This window comes from Endozoicomonas sp. ISHI1 (assembly GCF_024606225.1).
GTDB lineage: Bacteria > Pseudomonadota > Gammaproteobacteria > Pseudomonadales > Endozoicomonadaceae > Endozoicomonas_A.
In genome coordinates this window covers 364886-385482 of sequence record NZ_JAGRPU010000001.1, presented here as the reverse complement: position 1 = coordinate 385482, position 20597 = coordinate 364886, and the positions used below count along the sequence as shown (strand labels likewise).

The window sequence follows — 20597 nt, the reverse complement described above, 5'->3', positions numbered from 1 at the left end:
CGAACGACAGTGGGCTTTTTATCGGGGGAAGATCACTCGCTCTATTCGCCACTCTTGCTGTAAGTGTTATGCAATTCCCTGTATTAATTGTCAGTGAGTTGTAATCTTTCGATTGTCGATCCAGGTGAACGCTGTACTATTTTAAAGATTAGAATGGAAACGTGATGGAATTCCTGATTACCAGCATGAAGAAAAAGAAATAGGAAGTGCCTCAGAGAATCAAGAGATAAGGTCGTGTCAAAGCCTGCTTCTTGGTAAATTCCATGCATTTGTATTGCTGGCAACGAAGCTAATGTATTGGGCAAAGCGTTTATGTGCAACATAATGAATGGGTTATTCTCTGTATAAAAGGCAATAAATACTTGATTGTTTTGCGAGACTGAATTTATCAAAGTATCTAAAGAGTTATCAAAGATTGGTTGTTCTGTCGTAATTTCTGGAGGCCAAATTCCACAAAAACCTAGCTCTTCACAAAGTTTAACTAACATCTGACCACTAGTAAGCTGCTTGTTTCTGGAAAGACTAGTCCAAGTCGCAGCGAAGCTCCTTAATAAGTGATAATAGGAACCACTAATGAAATTCAGCTCAGAATGTCTCCGCCGGGTCACTCCGAAATCCTTAAGCAGTGTTTCCAGTGTATTTATCAGCTTAGCGATTGGCGTTTGAAAATGGTATGCTGCCATAGCCCGATTAGGCTCACTATTTTGGCTAGTCGCATCAGGGTTTAATTTTGAAGTAGTAGAAGCTAAAGCCAATTGCTGAGATTGCGGGATTTGCGGCATTTGCGAGATTTGCGGCATTTGCGAGATTTGTGGCATTTGCGAGATTTGCGGCATTTGCGGCATTTGCGGTATTTGCGGTATTTGCGAGATTGATGGTATTTGCGGTATTTGCGGTATTTGCGAGATTGATGGTATTTGCGAGATTTGTGGCATTTTCGGTTGAGCGTTTTTTTGGCTCAGATATGGAATTATTGGCAATGTATGCAGAACTGGAAAACCTGACCCTTTACAAGAAAAACTATAATCAGGTGTTTGAATATTTAACTCTAAATTGCCGGCAGGATAAGCCATTCTCCTCTGAACAAACAGAGGACAGAATGGATTTGTGCATCCATATTGGAACATAACAAAACTCATTGGATTAGCACAATGGGGGCAGTTTGAAGCGATGGCCTCAATAGAACAAAAAAACAGGACAAAAATAACACATTCAATGTACTTTAGCTTGACAACGATGTCCATAAACATGAAGCTCTTTGATTGATGTTTCCATATATTAGCACCTGAATTTTCCCATAAGGGGCATTTTAGGTTTTGCCCCTTCAACAGCACATAACAAAAAATTCTGAGGACCTCGCTGACGCCTTGTCTCTGATTTTGGCTATGGGCAAAGCAATTTTCGGGCAATATAACAAAAAAAACTCCACACCCTTTTTTTTCGACTAGAATCTTCTGTGCTTTTGGTTTTTTAGTGAGGTCAATGTCATGGATACAACTGTCTCAAAAAAGTCATACCTGACAAAAGTCGTTCAACTGATGAGTCATTACCAAAGCAGTTCTCTTTCCTCCGAGCAAAGGCTAAATAGGAGTCTGGCGCTTGGTTACTTGCAGGAATATGCCAATGCAGGAGTGTATGCATCAGATGATAATCAGGAAAGAACTCCCATATTTAAAAATGGGAAAGGGGTATATTGTGCTTTAGGTTATCTTTTGGTTAAAACAGGATATAAAGAATTTGCTGATGAAATTGCAAATAGTAACAATTACATTGATATAGAAGAAATCGAAAATTTCAATTCATCTGACATCGGTAAATGGTCTTTTCAATACGGTATAGATCGTAGTGAGGCGGTTATCATTCAAAGATATTCTCCAAGGCGTGGTGAGTAAAAATTCTTAATGTGTATTGGAGAGGTGTTGTGTCTTTTATCCATAGTTATGATCTTTCGCAGCTTTTTGCTTACTTGTTAGGTATATGTACAAATAGGTGTGTTGCACATTACATTGCTTGGGTTATATGAACTACGGCTACTCTAATTGCTTTTTTGCTCAACTTTCAGATTGCGGTGGCGTAGGTTTCAGGCCTGCGCTCTCCTCTTTCTTCGTATCGTTTGTGATAACCTTAGTTGGATATATCATATAAAGAGAAAGAGTATTGAATTAACATGCATCGAGAAAATTGCTATTCTGATTGTAGGTCTTTCCGTGCTGATCTATTTATTAGCAAAAGCTCTGCCCCTTTCGCTCATTAGTGCCCGTCCGAAAACCCTCGGACCTCCCCCCCCTTAATTCAGAAGCCTCAAGCCCAATATAATTCTCGAAGATTTTCCAGAACCGGAATTTCTCAATTTGTGCGCCAAACCATCAATCCCCAAATGCTGTTGGGCGAGCTAGATATCTCTGTCATCACTTTCGACGCTAAATTACGAGATGATATACCCCGATTGCTCCGGACTTTAAAGTATGTACGGACAGACATAGAGCTACTCAATCAGGTTTCCAGTGCTCGACACCATGACAACCACTGATCAAAATAATGGCCGTCCCGCTATGGAATTTTGGAAAATACTAGTGCCTGGTACACTTCGGCTGGTGAGGAATTGCGATTATGACTGCCTGAGAGAGCCGACCAATGAACATGGTGCCCTGAGGCAAATGCTTGGCCAGAGACTGTATAGATAACCGTGTTTATATCTATCTTAATAGCAGTAATGGGTTGAGGATAGGCGAAATGAACAAGCAGCAGCTTGAAGCTTTCGATAGCGAGGCAGCCAAGTCAATCAAGACCGAAGATGATTTAAACGACTGCCGACAAATGCTCTCCAAGGTGACTATTTGAGGGGCTGCGGTACAGTAATGTACCGCGCTACCCGGCCCTTAGAGCAGTATCCGGCTCCTTACCTGCCTTATGGGCGCTCAGGCAGATTTGTTGCTTTCTAATAGAGTCATTATTCAGAATTGATACTGCCAATGGAGAAAGTTTTACCGTGACTATTGATGCACAGCTCAACATCATGCTCCGAAGACTTTTCTTCTGCCATCTCAATGAGTTGATAGAAGACATTACGATGAACCAGAGCATCGAGCTGAGCCCTGACCCTAATGTAGGGTGAAGGCTCTCCCGTCGACGGATCGATGTTGACCCACAAAGGATGCTCCTGATCCAAAGTCACTTTATCACCCACATTAGTAGTAAAAGTGAGACCGTCGTCTTTCTTTTCAACGGATACAGCTACAAACGGAGCGTCTTCCACCTGAATTCTGACCTTCTCTACCGGGGTTACCAGGTAAAAGCAGTCATCGTCGTCATGCCTGAGGATCGTAGAAAACAGTCTAACCATCGACTCTCTGGCTATGGGTGATCCCATATAGAGCCAATTACCGTTTCGACAGATTTTCATGTCTATATCCCCACAAAAATCTGGATTCCACGAATGAACAGGAGGCAAACCCTGCTGTTTTTGGAGAGGTTTCATGCTCTCAGCCAACCTTCCGGGTGATATGGATTGATCACTCATAACTCGGCCCCTCTGCCTGTTGTCATTGTTCTGTTGAAATATCAGCACTCAGATGAAACATGGATGCAACAAAGTCATTATATCGTCTGAATGAGGATACCGTCTGATTTATCTCTGCCGAACAATGGATGAACCCCGTTATGGACAGCGAGCAGGATAAAGACCAAAAGTCACCACAATCTTACCAGGAATATGGCTGATGCTACTATTTATGGTATGCACTCAAGTTGTGAAGAAGTGCTTTGTTGAAGACCGACAGGGAAAAATAATGCAGCTCTTCAAATCACTGGCTGGCCTACTGACTCAATGGCTTATGCAGCAGCCTGAAGACAATAACTGCCCTCTTTGTGATTTCGAAAGAATCCGACACGAACTCAGGCCCTGTGATGTGGTGCTCGTTGAAGGAGAATCTCGAGTCAGCAATGTCATCAAACAGATTACCCAGAGCCCCTGGTCCCATGCCATGCTTTATATCGGTCGATTGCATGATATAGAAGATGAACGTGTTCGACAGACCGTTAAAGAATCTTACGATGGCTCTCCAGATGACCAGCTCATTATTGAGAGTGAGCTTGGATTTGGGACAGTGGTACATCCTCTAAGCCGGTATGAAGGTCAACATCTGAGAATCTGTCGACCCAATGGACTGAACTACTCCGACAGTCAGCAGGTCATTCATTATGCTGTTAGCCGTTTAGGTCTCGACTACAATGTCCGCCACATATTGGATCTGGCTCGCTTTTTCTTTCCCTATTCCATCATGCCCAGGCGCTGGCGTTCCACTTTATTTCAACATTCTCCCGGAGATGAAACTAAAACAGTTTGCTCGAGCATGATAGCGGAGGCGTTCAGTTTTATTCACTTCCCGATTCTGCCTCTTGTGAAGATGACCGGAGAGAAAGGTGTCCAGCTGTTTCAGCGTAACCCCAAGCTCTGCACCCCCAGTGATTTTGACTACTCTCCCTATTTCCAGATCATTAAATATCCTTTCCTGGATTATACCCACCACTCGGATTATAAACTGCTTCCCTGGCATGGCCATGGTGCTCTCGAAGGTCAGGAAGGTCAGCTTTATATCACCCCTGACAAGGTGAAAGAATTACAGCAAATGGGGTTAAGTGGCGGTTCAGGCTCAGAAAATCTCGGCAACAAAAACACTTTGAACTGAAACTTAACGGTTAAACTGACGGATATAAAATCAATCGAGTGTAATAAAAAACCTGATTATTCTGAATTGATCTTACAGCTCAGTGGACGCATGAAGATTCTGCACCATAATTAGTCCTACTGATCCGATCGACTTCCCCCTACGATCAATCAGTCTAGGTCAGTAATTGACCTCGATACTTGCATTGTGTACCTATGTTTCACTCCTAATGGTCTTAACCCGTGCACTCTTCCCCCAGAGGCACGGGTTTCTTTTTTCCCGTCTCTGATGGTGCAGAGCTCATTCTATAAGGGGTTTTGTAAGTCCTGCGATTCGATCGATACTTTTGATATCTGCTTATAGACGGTCAAGAAACTTGCAAATTACTTGTAACGGATCTTTTGCATGTTTTGCCTGCTTCCCCCTCTGTAGGGTCAGTTTCGTAAAGAATCTTGACACAAAAGGGAGAGTGGATACTCGCCAGAAGGTATAGCTGCAAGCTTATTAACTCAAGCTGAATGATTCCCGCCTTTGAGGCTGTTGCAAAAGTGGCTAGCAAAGCTGAGAAAAGGCAAAAAGTGGCGAAAAAGCCCGGTTCACAGCGAGTAGATGAGCATTTTGAGTCATTTTTTAACACCGTATCAGGGAAACGCAGGACTTTTGGGACATTCTCTTTCGCGGGAATGACGACCTCCTGCTCTTCAGTGTCGCATAGGCTTAAAGACTCTATGGGCGCCCCGAATAACCCAATGTGAAACATTAACTGAGCACCTGATTCAGACTTGTAATGCTCTTTGTGCCTAGCATGCCCCTGGCTCCCCCAGTTGCAAAGATCATCATAAAGCTCATCAAGAATAATGGAGCGCAGTCCCGCAGATTTACAGTCGCAGCAGAACGTGGCCGCAATGAGCAGCCGCTGTTGATAGTGTCAGGGCGTGGAATAGTCTTTATACCGACGATAGTTAAAGATATGCGGGTTTTCACCACACTGACTACCGAATGTCTCTACGACTTTGACGGTAGGTGTGTAAGCGCTTTAAAATCAAGCGCTTACACGCTAGCAAGGCGACTCTCGTCGCACTCACATGTTCGGGTAGTTGGGGCCACCGGTGCCTTCCGGAGCAACCCAGTTAATGTTCTGGGCCGGATCCTTGATGTCGCAGGTTTTACAATGAACACAGTTCTGACTGTTGATCTGGAAGCGCTGCTCGCCAGATGTTTCGTCTTCGACAATTTCATAAACGCCAGCCGGACAGTAACGCTGAGCAGGCTCGTCGTATTTAGGCAGGTTATCTCTCAGAGGAATCGAAGCATCGGCCAGTTTCAGGTGGCAGGGCTGATCTTCTTCATGGTTAGTGTTGGACAGGAACACAGAACTCAGACGATCAAAGCTTATGACACCATCCGGTTTTGGATAATCAATCTTTCTACTATCAATCGCTGGCTTGAGTGTTGCGTAGTCGGGTGTTTTATCATGCAGGGTAAATGGCAGCTTGCCACCAAAAATATTTTGGTCGATAAACGCAAAGCCCGCTCCTATGAAGTTACCCCACTTATGCATGGCCGGACCAAAGTTTCTCTGTGCCTGCAACTCATCGCCCAGCCAGGAGCTTTCAAAAGCTTTTGTGTAAGAAGTGAGGTCTTCGCCGCCTTCGGAGCCACTGCTAATTGACTTGAAGACTTCCTCGGCTGCCAACATGCCGGACTTCATAGCTGTGTGAGAACCCTTGATTTTGGCACCGTTCATGGTGCCTGCATCACAACCGATCAGAAGGCCGCCGGCAAAGGTCATTTTTGGTAAGGACTGAGGGCCGCCTTTGGCAAGAGCACGGGCACCGTAAGACACCCGTTTACCACCTTCGAGGAATTTCTTGATGGTTGGGCTCTGCTTGTAACGCTGGAACTCTTCAAAAGGACTGACGTGAGGGTTGGAGTAACTCAGGTCGGTAATCAGGCCCAGTACGACCTGGTTGTTCTCAATGTGGTAAAGGAAGCCGCCGCCAGTTGAGCCGCTATCAGTCAGAGGCCAGCCAGCAGTGTGCACGACCAGACCTTCAGAGTGGTTCTCTGGAGTGACATCCCACAGCTCTTTGATACCAATGCCATAATGTTGTGGGTCTTTACCTTCGTCCAGATTGAAACGGCTGATGATTTCTTTACCCAGTTGACCACGACAGCCTTCTGAGAAAAGGGTGTATTTGGCGTGCAGTTCCATACCAGGCATGTAACTGTCTTTTTTCTCGCCATTGGCAGAGATGCCCATGTCACCAGTCGCAACCCCTTTCACACTGCCATCTTCATTGAACAGGATTTCGTTGGCAGCAAAGCCGGGGAATACTTCCACACCCAGGCTCTCAGCCTGTTCAGCCAGCCAGCGACAGAGGTTGCCCAGGCTGATGATGTAATTGCCTTCGTTGTGCATCGTCTTGGGTACAAAGGCACCCGGCACTTTCATGGCCTTTTCCTGGGAACTTAACCAGTAGATATCGTCGGAAACGACAGCGGTATTCAGTGGTGCCCCTTTTTCTTTCCAGTCGGGAAACAGTTCATTCAGGGCAGTAGGTTCGAAGACGGCACCAGACAGGATGTGTGCTCCTACCTCTGATCCTTTCTCAACGACGCAGACAGAGAGTTCTTGACCTGCTTCCTGTGACAGTTGCATAAGACGACATGCAGCAGACAAACCGGATGGTCCAGCGCCCACAATTACCACGTCAAATGGCATAGACTCGCGTTCCAAGATGGATCCCCTCCCTCACCGGGTTATCACATGGTGATTTTCATACAATGTTCTTTGTGTCTGATGACACTCCAACTTTCCGGTTAACCTTTCCGGGCTGTCATAGTCAGAAAAATCTCCTGGCATGAAAATCAAACAGTTGTTTGAATTTTTTTCTGCATTATACTGGCTCTAACGCAAATAACCAGTGTTCGCTGTGTCAGGGCTCGCTCGGCTCGGCAGAGTGCCATTTGCCATTCTGCCAGTGAAGAGTCTCTGACTACATGTGGAAGATGTCATAATGTTTGGGTGTTCTAATAAAAGGCTTTGGTCAGACACATAGTTCATTAGAGCTGTCGGATTTGCATCAATCTTGAACATAGGTTTGAACCCTTATTGACGTGCTGTTAGACTGCCCACACAGCAGCGATGTGAAACAATGATAACAATTGATGCTCCGCGCGATGTTTTCGGAGATTTCATACCCTGCCTCACAACCAAGTATCCAGTCATAGTATAAATAAGGAAGGCTGCGAACCCATGAAAATACTTGTAGCCGTTAAGAGAGTCATCGACTATAACGTCAAGGTTCGTGTAAAAGCGGACCATAGTGATGTCGATCTCACGAACGTCAAAATGGCCATCAATCCTTTCTGTGAAATTGCTGTTGAAGAAGCGGTAAGACTGAAGGAAAAGGGTGTTGCCACTGAAATCGTTGTTGTTTCACTCGGGACCAAAGAGTGTCAGGAGCAGATACGCACCGCTCTTGCTCTGGGTGCTGATCGCGGTATTCAGGTAGAAACCGACGAAAACCCCGGTTCTCTGTCTGTTGCCAAACTGCTCAAAGCCATTGTTGATGAAGAAAAACCAGATCTGGTGATTCTGGGTAAACAGTCCATCGACAGTGATAACAACCAAACCGGTCAGATGTTGGCGGCATTATCGGGTCTGCCTCAGGGTACTTTCGCTTCTGAAGTGACTATAGAAGATGGCAAAGCCTCTGTCACTCGTGAAGTCGACGGTGGTCTGCAGACAGTTTCCCTGTCACTGCCCGCTATCGTGACGACAGACCTGCGCTTGAATGAGCCTCGTTATGCTTCTCTGCCCAATATCATGAAGGCCAAACGTAAACCTCTCGACGTCAAAACACCTGCAGATCTGGGTGTTGAGGTGACTTCTTCCCTGAATACTCTGAAAGTTGAGCCACCTGCGGAGCGCAGTGCCGGCATCCGTGTGGGCAGCGTTGATGAACTGATCGAAAAACTGAAAACAGAAGCGAAGGTAATCTAATGGCTATTCTCGTAGTTGCAGAGCATGACAATGCAGCCCTGGGCGCGGCCACTCTGAATACGGTAGCGGCTGCCCGTCAAATAGGCGATGATGTTCATGTATTAGTCGCTGGATCCGGTTGTGGTTCTGTTGCCGAAGCAGCATCAGCCGTTGAAGGTGTCAGCAAGGTTATGGTTGTGGACAATGCCGCCTATGAGCACCAGTTGGCAGAAAACGTCAGTCTGCTGGTTGCTGAACTGGGCAAAGGCTATGGCCATATTCTGAGTGCTGCCAGCACCAGTGGCAAAAACTATATGCCCCGTGTCGCTGCTTTGCTGGATGTTGAGCAAATCTCTGACATCATACGTGTCGACAGTGCTGACACTTTTGCCCGTCCGATCTACGCCGGTAATGCCATTGCAACGGTTCAAAGCAGTGCGTCTGTGAAAGTTGTCACCGTTCGCGGTACTGGTTTTGATCCCGTGGCGGCTAATGGTGGTAGTGCACCTGTTGAGCAGCTGGACATCGCTCATGACGCAGGTATATCTTCCTTTGTCAGTGAAGAGATGGCGAAGTCTGATCGTCCAGAACTGGGTGCTGCAAAAATTGTAGTATCCGGTGGTCGTGGTATGGGTAACGGAGAAAACTTCGAGATCCTTTACAAACTGGCTGACAAACTCGGTGCTGCGGTAGGTGCTTCTCGTGCAGCAGTAGATGCAGGTTTTGTACCTAATGACATGCAGGTTGGACAGACTGGTAAAATTGTTGCTCCTAACCTGTACGTTGCTATTGGTATTTCCGGTGCGATCCAGCATTTGGCAGGTATGAAAGACTCTAAGGTCATTGTTGCCATCAACAAAGACGAAGAAGCGCCTATCTTCCAGGTAGCCGACTATGGTCTGGTAGCGGATCTGTTTGAAGCTGTACCGGAACTGGAAAGCAAGCTCTAATTTTGGCCTGTAGTATTCTGCTAGTCCAAACATATTGGTAGTAGGATAAGCCTGTTGTACGATATTACTCGTGCTCAGGCTTTTTTCTGAGTGTGGTGACATTGGAGTGGTTTACCATCAGGGAAATGAGAGATGGATTAGGAACATAACAACTATAAAGATGCAGGTTGGAGTATGTCATGATTCGCGTACTGATTGCTGACGATCATGATCTGGTGAGAACGGGCTTGTCCCGCATGCTTTCCGATGTAGAGGGACTGGTCATCGTCGGTGAGGCCAGTAGCGGGGAAGAGGCCGTTGAAAAGTGTCGTAGCCTCAAGCCCCAGGTGGTACTGATGGATGTCCGAATGCCGGGGATTGGTGGTCTGGAGGCCACACGTAAGATCAGTCGGTCATTCCCAGAGATTCAGGTCATTGCTGTCACCGTCTGCAATGATGAGCTGTATCCTGCCAAACTGATGGAAGCCGGTGCAGCTGGGTACGTCACCAAAGGCATCAGTATCGATGAGATGGTTACCACCATCAGGGCGGTGGTCGTTGGCAAACGCTACATCAGTCCTGATATTGCTCAGCAAATGGCGTTGAAGTCCTTACATCCTTCCTCAGGTTCCCCCTTTGAAAAACTGTCCAGTAGGGAAATGCAGATATGCCTGATGATAGTCAGTTGTGAAAAGGTGCAGGCCATTTCGGACAAACTCTGTCTGAGTACTAAAACGGTGAACAGTTACCGCTACCGTATTTTTGAGAAGCTGCAAATAAACAGTGATGTGGAATTAACACATTTGGCGATTCGGTACCGGCTGATTGAAGTAGGGCAGGATGCTGCTTCAGTCTGATCAACGACAGGTCATGAGCTGAAGTTGTAGGTCTGTGGTCTTGTTTGTCAGTATACTGTCCGAAATTAATCGACAGTATTTGTATTCCATGACAGGCTCAATGGCTAAAGGTGAAGAAAAAGAACGTTTCGATCACAAGGCTTTTCTAAAACAGGCGCCCAGACAGCCGGGTGTCTACGACATGCGGGACAATCTTGGGAATACCCTTTATATCGGGAAAGCAAAAAATCTTAAAAATCGTCTGTCCAGCTACTTTCGTCCTACTGGTCTGACCACCAAAACCATGGCGCTGGTGAGCAAGATCCACAGTATAGAGGTAACCATTACCAACTCCGAGTTGGAGGCCTTGCTGCTGGAACAAAACCTCATCAAAGACCGGAGACCGCCCTACAATATCCTTCTCAGGGACGATAAGTCCTACCCCTTTATTTATCTCTCTGTGGAAGATGAGTATCCTCGTATTGTCTATCAGAGAGGTCGAAGTAAAAGCAAGAAAGGCTTGTTTTTTGGTCCTTATCCCAGTGGTGGTGCCGTGCGGGAAAGTTTGAATCTGCTGCAAAAGGTGTTCAAGGTCAGACAATGTGAGAACAGTTATTTCCGTAATAGAAGTCGTCCCTGTCTCCAGCATCAGATCCAACGCTGTAAGGCTCCCTGCGTCAATCTGGTCAGCTCGGAAGAATATCAGCAAGATGTGCAGGATACTCGCCAATTTCTGGAAGGAAAGAGTCAGCAGCTCATCCGTAAACTGATCAAAAGAATGGAGAGCGAGTCCGAAGCACTGAGGTTTGAAGAAGCCGCTGAAATCAGGGATCAGATCAGCCAGCTCAGGCAAGTTCAGGAACAACAGTCGGTCAATCGCAGTACCGGTGATGCGGACATAGTCGGTTACTGCAACCAAATGGGTAAGGTCTGCTTTGCGGTGCTGTTTGTTCGTAATGGTCAGTTATTGGGGCACAAGAGCTATTTTCCGAATTTCAGGCTGGACCATCAGCCAGAAGATCACCTTTCAGAATTTCTGGCCCAGTTTTATATCAAGCTTGCCAATAGTCGAAATTTTCCCTCCGAGATTATCCTGCCTATTGTCGTGGAAGATCACGAGGTACTTGAACAGGGAATCAGTCAGTTGTCGGGTAAAAGTGTCAAAATCAAGCATCGGGTCAGGGGCGAACGACAGGATTGGTTGAAGCTGGCAGATAAAAATGCACAGACGAGCCTTCAGTCTGAGTTGGCTGGTAAAACCCATCAACGCAAGCGCACAGAGCAATTGGGTAGGCTGCTGAAGCTGAAAGAACCGTTAACCCGGTTTGAATGCTTTGATATCAGTCATACCATGGGTGAGGCAACGGTTGCCTCCTGTGTTGTGTTTAATCAGGAAGGGCCCGACAAAAGCCAGTATCGGCGTTTCAACATAACAGGTATTGAGCCTGGTGATGATTATGCCGCCATGAAGAAAGCCTTGCATAAGCGTTATAAAAGCCTGACCGGGCAGCCTGAGAATACACCGGATCTGATATTGATTGATGGCGGTAAGGGGCAGTTGAGCATGGCAGAGGACGTCATGTACGAGTTATCTCTCCAGCATATTCCTTTATTGGGTGTCGCCAAAGGGGTTTCCAGAAAACCAGGTCTTGAGACACTGATTTATAAGGGCAAGGAGCTGCCCGCATTGGAAAAAGATGGCGCTCTGCTGCTGATTCAACATATACGGGACGAAGCGCACAGGTTTGCCATTACCGGCCACCGACAAAAGCGCAGTGTTGCCAGAAAACGATCAACTCTGGAAGATATTCCGGGAGTTGGAGCCAAGCGTCGCTCGGCATTGCTCAAGTTCTTTGGGGGGCGTCATGGCGTAATGAACGCGTCGTTAGATGAGCTGGCAAAAGTCGAGGGTATCAGCCAGAAGCTGGCAGAACAGATACATGCTCATTTGCATGGATCGTAGATTCGGGTTTGTACTATTTCTCTCGACTGTGTAACTTATGGGATTGTAAATATTTTCAACGACGGTCTGTAGGTCTGTCTGCACCAGAACTTTGGGTTGCATGAGTACTCTGGTAGAAAGACCTCAGCAAAGTTACACATCATGGTTATTTATCTGTTGCTATGAATATTCCGAATATTCTAACGATGCTTCGCATTGTTCTGGTTCCTTTTCTGGTCTTGATTTTCTACCTGCCCATTGAAATGCGTTACACTCTCTGCGCTGCCATCTTTGCAGTCGCTGCTGCGACTGACTGGTTTGATGGTTATTTGGCCAGACGCTGGAACCAGACCACCCCCTTCGGTGCTTTTTTTGATCCGGTGGCAGACAAAATCATGGTAGCAACAGCATTATGCCTGTTGGTCGAAGAGTTCAGGGCAGCCTGGATGACCATACCCGCTACGATCATTATTGGCCGGGAAATTGTTATTTCTGCCCTGCGTGAATGGATGGCTGAGATAGGTAAGCGAACCAGTGTAGCGGTGAATATGATCGGCAAACTAAAAACGGCCGGACAAATGATGGCCATTACCCTGTTACTCTTTGCCCCTGTGCCTCTGGAATCCATGATCGGGTATCTTGGTCTGGCAATGCTTTACATCTCTGCCATCCTGACACTGTGGTCTATGTATGTGTACCTTCGAGCCGCATGGCCTGATCTGACACCATTCTCTAAGGCTGAAAGCTAATTCATTACTCTAATCTATTGACAGCAGACGAAATATTCTTAAACTACGCAACATCTTCGACGGACGCGAAGCTCTCGGGCTTCATGCACTGACGAACATGGATGCCGGGCCGGTATAGCTCAGTTAGCAGAACAGAGCCTGAACAAGGTTGGGGGCATCTCAATGTTAAAGAGTGAGTCTCGCTTTCCGCTTCGGACTTTGAAGAAGTCCTAAATTATCTTCACCGCGGGAATAGCTCAGTTGGTAGAGCACAACCTTGCCAAGGTTGGGGTCGCGAGTTCGAGTCTCGTTTCCCGCTCCAGTTCAAGTGCAGAGAAATCTGCGAGTTGGAAGAAGGTTGTGGTCGTCTATCTATAGCAATGGCGAGCCTCATTCCACGTTCCAATCTCTCAAGAGATAAAAGGCGAGTTAGCAAAGCGGTTATGCAGTGGACTGCAACTCCATTTAGACCGGTTCGACTCCGGTACTCGCCTCCAAAGCTGGAAAAAACAGGTTGGCTAGCCTGTTTTTTTTCGACTGGAATAGATAAGCTATTCCTGTCGCCCGGGTGGTGAAATTGGTAGACACAGCAGACTTAAAATCTGCCGATCGTTAAGATCGTGCCGGTTCGATTCCGGCTCCGGGCACCAACTCCAAAAAGTCTTCCAGAAATGGGAGGCTTTTTTTGTACCTGTTTCTCACGTTTTTTCACTATACGATTACTGCGCCAAAGTCTTGCGCTCAATCCTCCCTATATAACCATTTCTTTTATTGATCATTCTTCATCTTGCTAAACTTCGCTTGTGTCATTTGTGCCACTCATTTTTGGCACTGGGATTGGCACAGAATTCATGCAGTTTTTACCTTCCTCAGAAAAATGCGGAGGTTGTTATGGCCAGGCTCGAAAAGAGAAAAGCTGGTTGGTTGGCCCGGGTTAGAAAAAAGGGCATTGACCAGGCCCGCACGTTCGACACAAAAAAAGAAGCTGCTTTATGGGCTTCCAGCCTTGAGCGAAAAATTGATGAATATGGGAAGAATGCAGAAGAGGTCATGCGTCATCAGTTGCATCGAAAAACCCTTAGAGAAACATTTGTTCGATACGTTGATGAAGTCAGTCCAAGGAAGAAAGGCAGGGAAACCGCATTACGCGAGAATCAGCGGTTTCAGCAGATGGCGACCAACCAGAATCATTCCCCTCTGCCTGATTTGATGGATAAACCCATTTCTTCCATCAAGAGCTTTCACATTGCTGAGTGGAAAATGAGCCGACTCAGTTCGGTCAAGGAAAGCTCAGTAGCCAGGGAGAAGAATTTCTTGTGTAATGTGTTTACGATGGCTCGGGAATGGGGATATATCGAAAAGTCGCCCTTTGCAAGTGTCAAATTTGCCGATGATCGATCAGCATCAAGGGATCGCAGAGTGTCAGAAGAAGAAATTCAGCGGGTACTTTTTGCGCTGGATCATTGGGAAGATCAAAAGGCTCCTGAAACACCAGCTCAAACGGTGGCACTGCTGTGGAAGCTATGCATCGAAACGGCGATGAGGCAACAGGAAGTGAAATATCTGGTAGCCAGTGAAATCGATTTTGATAACAGGGTGATCAACCTTTCCGCAGAGAGAACAAAAGAGAAGAAGAAAAAGACACTGGCACTGTCCAGTGAAGCAGTCCGGTTATTACTGTTAGGGAAAACAGAGGGTGACTATTGGTTTTCCAGCTCAAAACTGAACGTAAGTTCTATATTTAGCATTGCTGTCAGAAAAACTCTGATCGACGATCTTGAATTTCGTGATTCCAGACATGAGGCGCTCACCCGGTTATCTGAGAAACTGACACCCTTTGAGTTGGCAAAGCAGGCAGGTCACACCGATATGAACAGGACACTGAAATACTTCAGAAAAACTGCAAAGGATTTTTCTTGTAAATTGGCTTGAAAATCAAACGGTTCAGATTTGGAATTCATCTGATACCCTTCTTTTGCGTCCTCGTTTTACAGGTTGCTTTTCTTCCATTTCAGATCGGGGGCAGTACTCCTGACTCACCCATTCACTGATTTCCTTATCGAGCCAGCGTGGTTTGCTTTTTTGTTTTTTTCCATTGACCTCGATGATTGAAAATCTTGGTTCGGGAAAGTTTGCCTGCTTCACGATGACATTTCGTGTGTAGTTCACTGAGAGATCAAGGAAATCAGCGATACGCTTAATGGACCAGAGCTGATTTTGACTGTTCATGATCAATTTCACCTATTGAATGATGTTTTTTGAGCTTGCGGCCTGCGAGTGGAATTGCGTTTGCGCTGGCGTCATTCCAGTTATCCCTGACAATTAACGTGCTTTTGTAGTCCTGCTCGCTAATCCATTGGGCTTCATGGGCTGCTTCAACAATACGGTTATGCAAATCAATATAAGAAATGACTCCCTGCCGAAGCTGAATAATTTCGTCGGGTGGTTTCATCAAAAACAGAGCAGGGTAGGTTTGTATGTTGAGTGTTGGACTGGGTTCTCTGTCGATTCGACTGTCAGGCAAATCAGGAATAAGCTCGCCATCAGTAGAAAAGGAAATCAGTTTGAAGCTGTAGTGCTGGCTTAATGCCATTAAAGTCTGAGCCTGCAACTGACACAGCCTGCACCTTCCTTGATAGTAAAAAACGAGCCCGGCAATTTTCGCTATTTGCTGTAAAACCTGTTGCCTGGCGTGTTGCACCATGTCATCACTTATTTTGGCGGCAGCTGGGGATATAGGGCGACGAACGTTTTCATCCAGCAATGGGTCACCTTCAATCACCTGTTTTCCGACACGGGCAAACCGTTCTGCTTTTTCTTTTATCAACCTGTCGAGATAGAGGTAGTTACTGACGTTTTCTCTACTGGGAAGCTCGATGGCTTTGTCCAGGTATAGACCGATGTTATTTCTGATCCATGCGGTTGTGTGTGGCTGGTGTCTTTTGGTTTGATCGTTGGCTTCATTCTCGTCGGTTTCTGGCTCGGCAATCTGCTCATACCAGAACCAGCCTTCAGAGTGGCGGCTAAACCATTGTTGTTCAGCTGAAGCAGTCACTGAATATATTCCGACTAATAGCAGAACGAAGGGCATCAGACTTTCTTCTGCCAGTTGGCTGTCCACCATCCCAGACATAGTGCAGCCAGCCAGGCGGCGGCAGGAATCAGCAATACTGGAACCGGTAAAGGGATGATGATTAGGTACAGGAATAAACCCGGAATCCATTTTGATGCCCGTCGGCTCCAGAGGTTTTGCAATGGACTGGTATAGTGAAAATCGTGATAACGGATTTTTCGGATCAAAAGGCCGTCGATAATGGCTGCAATAAACATCACGCCCCAGAATGGCAGGCAAGCCAGCAATACGGAAATTCGATAGAACAGCTGTCGTATCAGACTAAAGAAGTTCTTAGCCACACCCTGAAAGAGCTCCATGGCCTTTGCCAACCCTTCACCCGAGTTTCGATCTGTAGTCGTATGTTTCAAAAGAAAGTGCTGAATACCCGATTTCATAATGGTGGCTGCATATAATTGGTCGCCTGTTCGCATAATCCATAGAGCATTCTCCCGCCCCAGCCTCTGGGCATATTGTTGCTGCTCTTTGTACAGATACTGGTTCATCTTTTGGCCAGAAAAAGCAAGCCAGAGCAATATCAGGCCAAGCCCGAAACACCAGATTGCGAATGGACTGGCTTGTTTTTGAGATGTTGTCATAAGAAAGATGGAATCGGATGTTCAGGATTTTGGCGAGCAAAGAATCGGGATTCTTCCTTTCAATAAACGTCCGCCGCCCAATCGTGCAACGTATTCCAGATTGGGCAGCTCACCAAGCAGTTGTGGTGGAAACAAGTCTCCGGTCTCTTCCAATTGCTGTTCACTTAGGTTGCCGGTGAATTCCATAGGGCGGTTAGCGTCGGTGCTGATGCCCTGATTGCGGATAAAGTAGCGGTAACGAACCGGCGGCAGCTTATCGGTGATAAATTTCTGGGTGTCAGGGTTCTGTGTTCTCAGGCAGATAAGGTGATTGCAGTTGTCTATAAACTGTTGGGCAGCCGCTTTCGAGCCCAACTGAGCTTCAAAATCAGCCAGTGTCTGAGAAGCGACGTATAACCGGAATTGAGCCCCCCGGCCTTTGTTAAGCAGGGACAGAAGTTGAGGGCAAAGCACTTCTGCGGCTTCATCGACAAACAGGTTGATGGGTTTGTCAGTGCTATCTGCGTAGTTATAACGATCCCCCGCCACGGCTGCCAGATCTGCCAATAGCAACTGTCCGATAGCTTTGCCGACCATGGGATCAGACAGGGAATCGAGCCCAAAATACATCACCTTGTTTTGCTCAATCAGGCTGGCGGTATGGGTACAGGAGCGCAGGTCGTCTGTATCGGTGGGATCCGCTGATAGCAGTCGGGCCAGTGGACCTCCTGTCAGCATTCCCAAAGCAGGCAGTAAGGTGGCAATCATTTTTCCATAGTGGGCCCGATCATGTTCAAACAGTGAGATCAGTCCTTCCACGTCGGTGCAGGGCGTTTCAGGCATGACCTTATCCCGATAGAACTCTATCCAGCGTCGTGCCTCGGCTTCGGCTTTATTCTTCCCTTTAACTTCCTTCACCCGAATGACGTCTGCTGCCTGAGCCATATAACGTGTACAGAGAATACTAAGCGCTCTGATTAACAGTCTGGTGACGCCACCTTCCAGTCCCTGACGAATCATAACAAGGGTAGGGCGCTGACCACAGAGCAGATAGCCCTGAACTACGGCATCAACGGCTTTTTGGGCAAAAGCCTGAAAGGGGGCATTATCACCACCGGAAGGCATCAATCCAGAAATCCGGCTAGCCAGCTCACTGGAACGGTTGAAGTTCTGTAGCAGGTTGATACGAATGGAATTGGCAGGAAAGCCCGGATGGAACTTCATAAACCGGTATTGATTGCCTGACAGCTCGCAACTTCTGAGGGTATGGCTGGCAAGATCATGGTCGCCTTTGGGGTCGACGATAATAACGGGCTCACTGCGTAATACGGCTTGTGTCACCAACAAATCAAAGAGTCGGGTTTTACCGCTGCCCGGGACACCGATCACCATGGTATGCATCTGAGTCTGTTCAAGAGGCTGATATAACGGCTCCTCATGTTCTTCCATACCGTGAATCCAGCCTGCTCCCATGTTTTTTTCTGATTTGGCTGGCAGGTTATCACTTCGTAATAAGTCCCAGGCTCTTTGTCCATGGAGCCGTTGCCATTCAAAGCCCCAGCCTAACCAGACTCCTTGCTTCTGATTCTTTGTTTGCAATGAATGGCATTTTTTTCCCGTTAGCTTTAACAGAGCCAGCTTTTTCCCCTTAAGCCGCCGATGCTGTTGCCATCTTGGCAAAGCCTGTCTCAGCCGAATGAACATCATGGCCCCGCAGAAAGTAGAGGTTAGAACAAAACCAATCTGCGGCAGTAAACTGTAAAACGACAATGTATAGGCTGTAATCATGGCGGAAAACCATACGGCGGAGGAACTCAACTCATAAATAGGCCGCCAGTTTTGCAAATAAGGACGATCACTGATCATGCTGTGTCCCCGTGATGTTTTTTGTTGGCAACCATTGTTTGCACTGTTCGGAAATGACAGGTTGCAGAGCAATGACCAGTCGGCCATTACGTCGAAAAATAATCTGGTTCCCAACAGGTCTGATCCAACCTCTCTGGTTCCATTGTTTGAGCAGAATATCCGGTTCTGGAGTTTCCCTGGATTTGACCGCATCAGGCCAAGGCAGCAGAAGGCTGTCTTTCGCCCATTTGATATCCTCTGCGTGGAGGTTACCTATAACCAGCTCAAGCCAATCGAGTTCATTATCCTTTTCCTCTGTTGGCTGATCCTCAGTTTTGGACGGTTTTGTGATCTGGTTAAGCGCCTCCCCATTTTCGAAATGCAATTTGATGCTTTTCAGACGTGCCAGCTCAACGGCATGGATGATTTGCGATACGCCATGACCGCTTTTTTGTCCGGTAAGCGCACCGATAAAAGTCTGCCAGAGAGCACCATTACTGTTGCCGGGTTGCAGGGCATTGCGGAATGCCTGAGGAGTCAGCTGCGGCAAAAGTAAAAGATTGATGGCCGTATATTCTGGTCCTAATGGTTTCCTGGGATCGATATCACACTGTTTCCAATGGGGTGAGTAATGGCTAATGCGGTGTTGTTGCAACCAGCTTCCAAGAGGTTGCTGGAAAGCTGGCCATTGCTCTTTTGATAGCTCTGTTGATTGCCCTGCAGATGGTTGTTGAACAACAAGACAGGAGGTCATTCGTCCACTGTCATATAAAAGCCCGGCGACGCCTGCTATTAACCGCCATAGCGGTTCCCTCGCTCTGCGTTGATCTGGATACAAGTCGTGGTCTCTGTAAATCTGCTGCATGGCTGTGACGGACCAGAAGGCTGTTTCCAGAGCATGGCGGATCGCGCCTGCTGGTTCACAGTGGTGCTGAGGATGAGCAGGTAGGAGATGGAGCCAGTGGGTGAGATTATCCAGTGTCTGGTCAAACAAGCGCTGAAGTTCTGCTGGCAAATTCAGCTGCTCGTTTACCTGTTCCACAAGCTGTTGTTGCTGATGCAGGATTGTTCCTGTGCCTACCTGATACCCAGCGCAACCTGAACCTGGTTGTATAGGCTGATCAGCTTCTGGAAGATTGTTTGGTAATGGGATTTTTTCATCAGCGTGATGCGGGTGTAACCAGTGATTGATAATGGCTAAAGCCTTTGAGGTGAACATGGTTAAAGCCCGAAAATGGAATTAATAATGGTGGGAGTGACCTGCAATCCGACAGCAGCACCGACTCCGGTAGCAAAGCCGATCAGTGAGTTGCGAGCCATGCCGTAGGCCAGTCCGATCAGGACAAAAGAGATAGACAGTGTTCGTCCCAGGTCTCCCTTGATCCAACCCACCAAGCGACCATAAATTTCTGCAAAGTCAGTGGAACCTGTCACATTGACAGGATTGGCCGCCTGCAGCTCCTGTGGCAGTAGAGAAAGAATGATCAGAGGTGCCAGCGACACCATCAGTTTCTGCAGCTTCATAACAAGTGGTGGTCTATCAGCAAGCAGTACATACATATTCAGTGACTCCATTAATCATCAGACGGTGAATAGACGGGAATGGCAGACTGCCAGTCTCTTGGTGCGATATCGGTCATCACAACTCCGCCGCTGTGCCAGTTGCCCTGCTTGTCAACCCAGGGTGCAATCCAGATTTTCAGGATTTGAGCGGGTGTGCGGTTGGGTATCGCTTCGGGCGTTACAAAACGAAGATCGGGTTCTGAATAGTTTTTGGGAGTTGAAGGAAACAGGTTTTCAGCAGACGTTGAACCGGTATTCTGATAGACCTGTCTTGCCGATTTGCACACGCCTTTGCCGGGTTCCGGGCAGGCATACTCAGCTTCACCAACACCAAACAGTGAGCAGCCCTGAATAACAGGTACCAGCGAAACCATCAGAAGCAAGGCTCTGGTATCGTGTTTACACATGG

19 protein-coding genes and 3 tRNA genes are annotated in these 20597 nt (G+C 47.0%); 12 read left to right on the top strand and 10 right to left on the bottom strand.

The genetic code is table 11. From position 1 onward, the window contains the following. Positions 1 to 83 precede the first annotated feature (83 nt). Positions 84 to 1244 carry a hypothetical protein gene (locus tag KBW69_RS01345; RefSeq protein ID WP_257275274.1) on the bottom strand — a complete coding sequence of 387 codons (1161 nt, stop codon included), beginning with the start codon at positions 1242 to 1244 and terminating at the stop codon, positions 84 to 86. A 243-nt stretch (positions 1245 to 1487) separates the two neighbouring features. Between KBW69_RS01345 and KBW69_RS01340 the strand changes: the two genes are divergently transcribed. Then, the gene (locus tag KBW69_RS01340) at positions 1488 to 1892 is read left to right on the top strand and encodes a hypothetical protein (protein ID WP_257275273.1); all 405 of its coding nucleotides are present in this window, start codon (positions 1488 to 1490) and stop codon (positions 1890 to 1892) included. Positions 1893 to 2661: 769 nt separating this feature from the next. Then, the gene (locus KBW69_RS01335) at positions 2662 to 2841 is read left to right on the top strand and encodes a hypothetical protein (RefSeq protein WP_257275272.1); all 180 of its coding nucleotides are present in this window, start codon (positions 2662 to 2664) and stop codon (positions 2839 to 2841) included. Positions 2842 to 2950: 109 nt separating this feature from the next. On the opposite strand, the gene KBW69_RS01330 is transcribed toward KBW69_RS01335, so the two are convergent. After that, positions 2951 to 3520, bottom strand: coding sequence for a DUF1285 domain-containing protein (locus KBW69_RS01330; RefSeq protein WP_257275271.1), 570 nt, complete (start codon positions 3518 to 3520; stop codon positions 2951 to 2953). Positions 3521 to 3788: 268 nt separating this feature from the next. Between KBW69_RS01330 and KBW69_RS01325 the strand changes: the two genes are divergently transcribed. Continuing rightward, the gene (locus tag KBW69_RS01325; protein ID WP_257275270.1) at positions 3789 to 4688 is read left to right on the top strand and encodes a YiiX/YebB-like N1pC/P60 family cysteine hydrolase; all 900 of its coding nucleotides are present in this window, start codon (positions 3789 to 3791) and stop codon (positions 4686 to 4688) included. A gap of 1060 nt (positions 4689 to 5748) precedes the next feature. Here KBW69_RS01325 and KBW69_RS01320 read toward each other — a convergent pair. Continuing rightward, entirely contained in the window at positions 5749 to 7407 is a 1659-nt protein-coding gene (locus tag KBW69_RS01320) for an electron transfer flavoprotein-ubiquinone oxidoreductase (protein WP_257279641.1), read from the bottom strand. 519 nt (positions 7408 to 7926) lie between these two features. Here KBW69_RS01320 and KBW69_RS01315 point away from each other — a divergent pair. The 9 genes from KBW69_RS01315 (at position 7927) to KBW69_RS01275 (ending at position 15022) form a co-directional block, all read left to right on the top strand. Beyond that, entirely contained in the window at positions 7927 to 8676 is a 750-nt protein-coding gene (locus tag KBW69_RS01315) for an electron transfer flavoprotein subunit beta/FixA family protein (RefSeq protein WP_257279640.1), read from the top strand. Beyond that, positions 8676 to 9605, top strand: coding sequence for an electron transfer flavoprotein subunit alpha/FixB family protein (locus KBW69_RS01310; protein ID WP_257275262.1), 930 nt, complete (start codon positions 8676 to 8678; stop codon positions 9603 to 9605). The genes KBW69_RS01315 and KBW69_RS01310 overlap by 1 nt, the downstream gene beginning before the upstream one ends. A gap of 179 nt (positions 9606 to 9784) precedes the next feature. Next, the gene (gene uvrY, locus KBW69_RS01305) at positions 9785 to 10441 is read left to right on the top strand and encodes a UvrY/SirA/GacA family response regulator transcription factor (RefSeq protein ID WP_257275259.1); all 657 of its coding nucleotides are present in this window, start codon (positions 9785 to 9787) and stop codon (positions 10439 to 10441) included. Between the two features lie 100 nt (positions 10442 to 10541). Beyond that, the gene (gene uvrC / locus KBW69_RS01300; protein ID WP_257279639.1) at positions 10542 to 12383 is read left to right on the top strand and encodes an excinuclease ABC subunit UvrC; all 1842 of its coding nucleotides are present in this window, start codon (positions 10542 to 10544) and stop codon (positions 12381 to 12383) included. 161 nt (positions 12384 to 12544) lie between these two features. Continuing rightward, positions 12545 to 13111: a CDP-diacylglycerol--glycerol-3-phosphate 3-phosphatidyltransferase gene (gene pgsA, locus KBW69_RS01295; RefSeq protein WP_257275256.1), complete on the top strand. Its 567-nt coding sequence runs from the start codon at positions 12545 to 12547 to the stop codon at positions 13109 to 13111. 225 nt (positions 13112 to 13336) lie between these two features. Then, a tRNA-Gly gene (locus KBW69_RS01290) sits at positions 13337 to 13412 on the top strand. Between the two features lie 101 nt (positions 13413 to 13513). Next, positions 13514 to 13587: transfer RNA gene (locus tag KBW69_RS01285), tRNA-Cys, on the top strand. A gap of 65 nt (positions 13588 to 13652) precedes the next feature. Next, positions 13653 to 13740: transfer RNA gene (locus KBW69_RS01280), tRNA-Leu, on the top strand. A 241-nt stretch (positions 13741 to 13981) separates the two neighbouring features. Then, complete coding sequence (locus tag KBW69_RS01275) at positions 13982 to 15022, top strand: tyrosine-type recombinase/integrase (protein WP_257279638.1); 1041 nt, start codon at positions 13982 to 13984, stop codon at positions 15020 to 15022. Positions 15023 to 15034: 12 nt separating this feature from the next. Here KBW69_RS01275 and KBW69_RS01270 read toward each other — a convergent pair whose 3' ends face one another. The 7 genes from KBW69_RS01270 to KBW69_RS01240 form a co-directional block, all read right to left on the bottom strand. Continuing rightward, the gene (locus KBW69_RS01270) at positions 15035 to 15319 is read right to left on the bottom strand and encodes a hypothetical protein (protein WP_257279637.1); all 285 of its coding nucleotides are present in this window, start codon (positions 15317 to 15319) and stop codon (positions 15035 to 15037) included. Continuing rightward, the gene (traF, locus tag KBW69_RS01265; RefSeq protein WP_257279636.1) at positions 15288 to 16223 is read right to left on the bottom strand and encodes a conjugal transfer protein TraF; all 936 of its coding nucleotides are present in this window, start codon (positions 16221 to 16223) and stop codon (positions 15288 to 15290) included. The genes KBW69_RS01270 and traF overlap by 32 nt, the downstream gene beginning before the upstream one ends. Continuing rightward, positions 16181 to 16708 carry a DUF4400 domain-containing protein gene (locus KBW69_RS01260; protein ID WP_257279635.1) on the bottom strand — a complete coding sequence of 176 codons (528 nt, stop codon included), beginning with the start codon at positions 16706 to 16708 and terminating at the stop codon, positions 16181 to 16183. The genes traF and KBW69_RS01260 overlap by 43 nt, the downstream gene beginning before the upstream one ends. A 114-nt stretch (positions 16709 to 16822) precedes the next feature. After that, positions 16823 to 18646, bottom strand: a complete 1824-nt coding sequence (traD, locus tag KBW69_RS01255) for a conjugative transfer system coupling protein TraD (RefSeq protein ID WP_257279634.1) — start codon at positions 18644 to 18646, stop codon at positions 16823 to 16825. Continuing rightward, positions 18636 to 19844 (bottom strand): TraI domain-containing protein, encoded by a 1209-nt coding sequence (locus KBW69_RS01250; RefSeq protein ID WP_257279633.1) that lies wholly within the window; start codon positions 19842 to 19844, stop codon positions 18636 to 18638. Before KBW69_RS01250 ends, traD begins: the two co-directional genes overlap by 11 nt. A gap of 2 nt (positions 19845 to 19846) precedes the next feature. Further along, positions 19847 to 20185: a TraA family conjugative transfer protein gene (gene traA, locus KBW69_RS01245; protein ID WP_257279632.1), complete on the bottom strand. Its 339-nt coding sequence runs from the start codon at positions 20183 to 20185 to the stop codon at positions 19847 to 19849. A gap of 14 nt (positions 20186 to 20199) precedes the next feature. Then, entirely contained in the window at positions 20200 to 20595 is a 396-nt protein-coding gene (locus KBW69_RS01240; protein ID WP_257279631.1) for a TraV family lipoprotein, read from the bottom strand. Between the last annotated feature and the right edge of the window lie 2 nt (positions 20596 to 20597).

Bases quoted from the DNA above. Each gene is read 5' to 3' on its own strand.
- KBW69_RS01345 (WP_257275274.1), bottom strand. From the start codon at position 1,244: ATGGACATCGTTGTCAAGCTAAAGTACATTGAATGTGTTATTTTTGTC.
- KBW69_RS01340 (WP_257275273.1), top strand. From the start codon at position 1,488: ATGGATACAACTGTCTCAAAAAAGTCATACCTGACAAAAGTCGTTCAA.
- KBW69_RS01330 (WP_257275271.1), bottom strand. From the start codon at position 3,520: ATGAGTGATCAATCCATATCACCCGGAAGGTTGGCTGAGAGCATGAAA.
- KBW69_RS01325 (WP_257275270.1), top strand. From the start codon at position 3,789: ATGCAGCTCTTCAAATCACTGGCTGGCCTACTGACTCAATGGCTTATG.
- KBW69_RS01315 (WP_257279640.1), top strand. From the start codon at position 7,927: ATGAAAATACTTGTAGCCGTTAAGAGAGTCATCGACTATAACGTCAAG.
- KBW69_RS01310 (WP_257275262.1), top strand. From the start codon at position 8,676: ATGGCTATTCTCGTAGTTGCAGAGCATGACAATGCAGCCCTGGGCGCG.
- uvrY (WP_257275259.1), top strand. From the start codon at position 9,785: ATGATTCGCGTACTGATTGCTGACGATCATGATCTGGTGAGAACGGGC.
- uvrC (WP_257279639.1), top strand. From the start codon at position 10,542: ATGGCTAAAGGTGAAGAAAAAGAACGTTTCGATCACAAGGCTTTTCTA.
- pgsA (WP_257275256.1), top strand. From the start codon at position 12,545: ATGAATATTCCGAATATTCTAACGATGCTTCGCATTGTTCTGGTTCCT.
- KBW69_RS01275 (WP_257279638.1), top strand. From the start codon at position 13,982: ATGGCCAGGCTCGAAAAGAGAAAAGCTGGTTGGTTGGCCCGGGTTAGA.
- KBW69_RS01270 (WP_257279637.1), bottom strand. From the start codon at position 15,319: ATGAACAGTCAAAATCAGCTCTGGTCCATTAAGCGTATCGCTGATTTC.
- traF (WP_257279636.1), bottom strand. From the start codon at position 16,223: ATGTCTGGGATGGTGGACAGCCAACTGGCAGAAGAAAGTCTGATGCCC.
- KBW69_RS01260 (WP_257279635.1), bottom strand. From the start codon at position 16,708: ATGAACCAGTATCTGTACAAAGAGCAGCAACAATATGCCCAGAGGCTG.
- traD (WP_257279634.1), bottom strand. From the start codon at position 18,646: ATGATCAGTGATCGTCCTTATTTGCAAAACTGGCGGCCTATTTATGAG.
- KBW69_RS01250 (WP_257279633.1), bottom strand. From the start codon at position 19,844: ATGTTCACCTCAAAGGCTTTAGCCATTATCAATCACTGGTTACACCCG.
- traA (WP_257279632.1), bottom strand. From the start codon at position 20,185: ATGTATGTACTGCTTGCTGATAGACCACCACTTGTTATGAAGCTGCAG.
- KBW69_RS01240 (WP_257279631.1), bottom strand. From the start codon at position 20,595: ATGTGTAAACACGATACCAGAGCCTTGCTTCTGATGGTTTCGCTGGTA.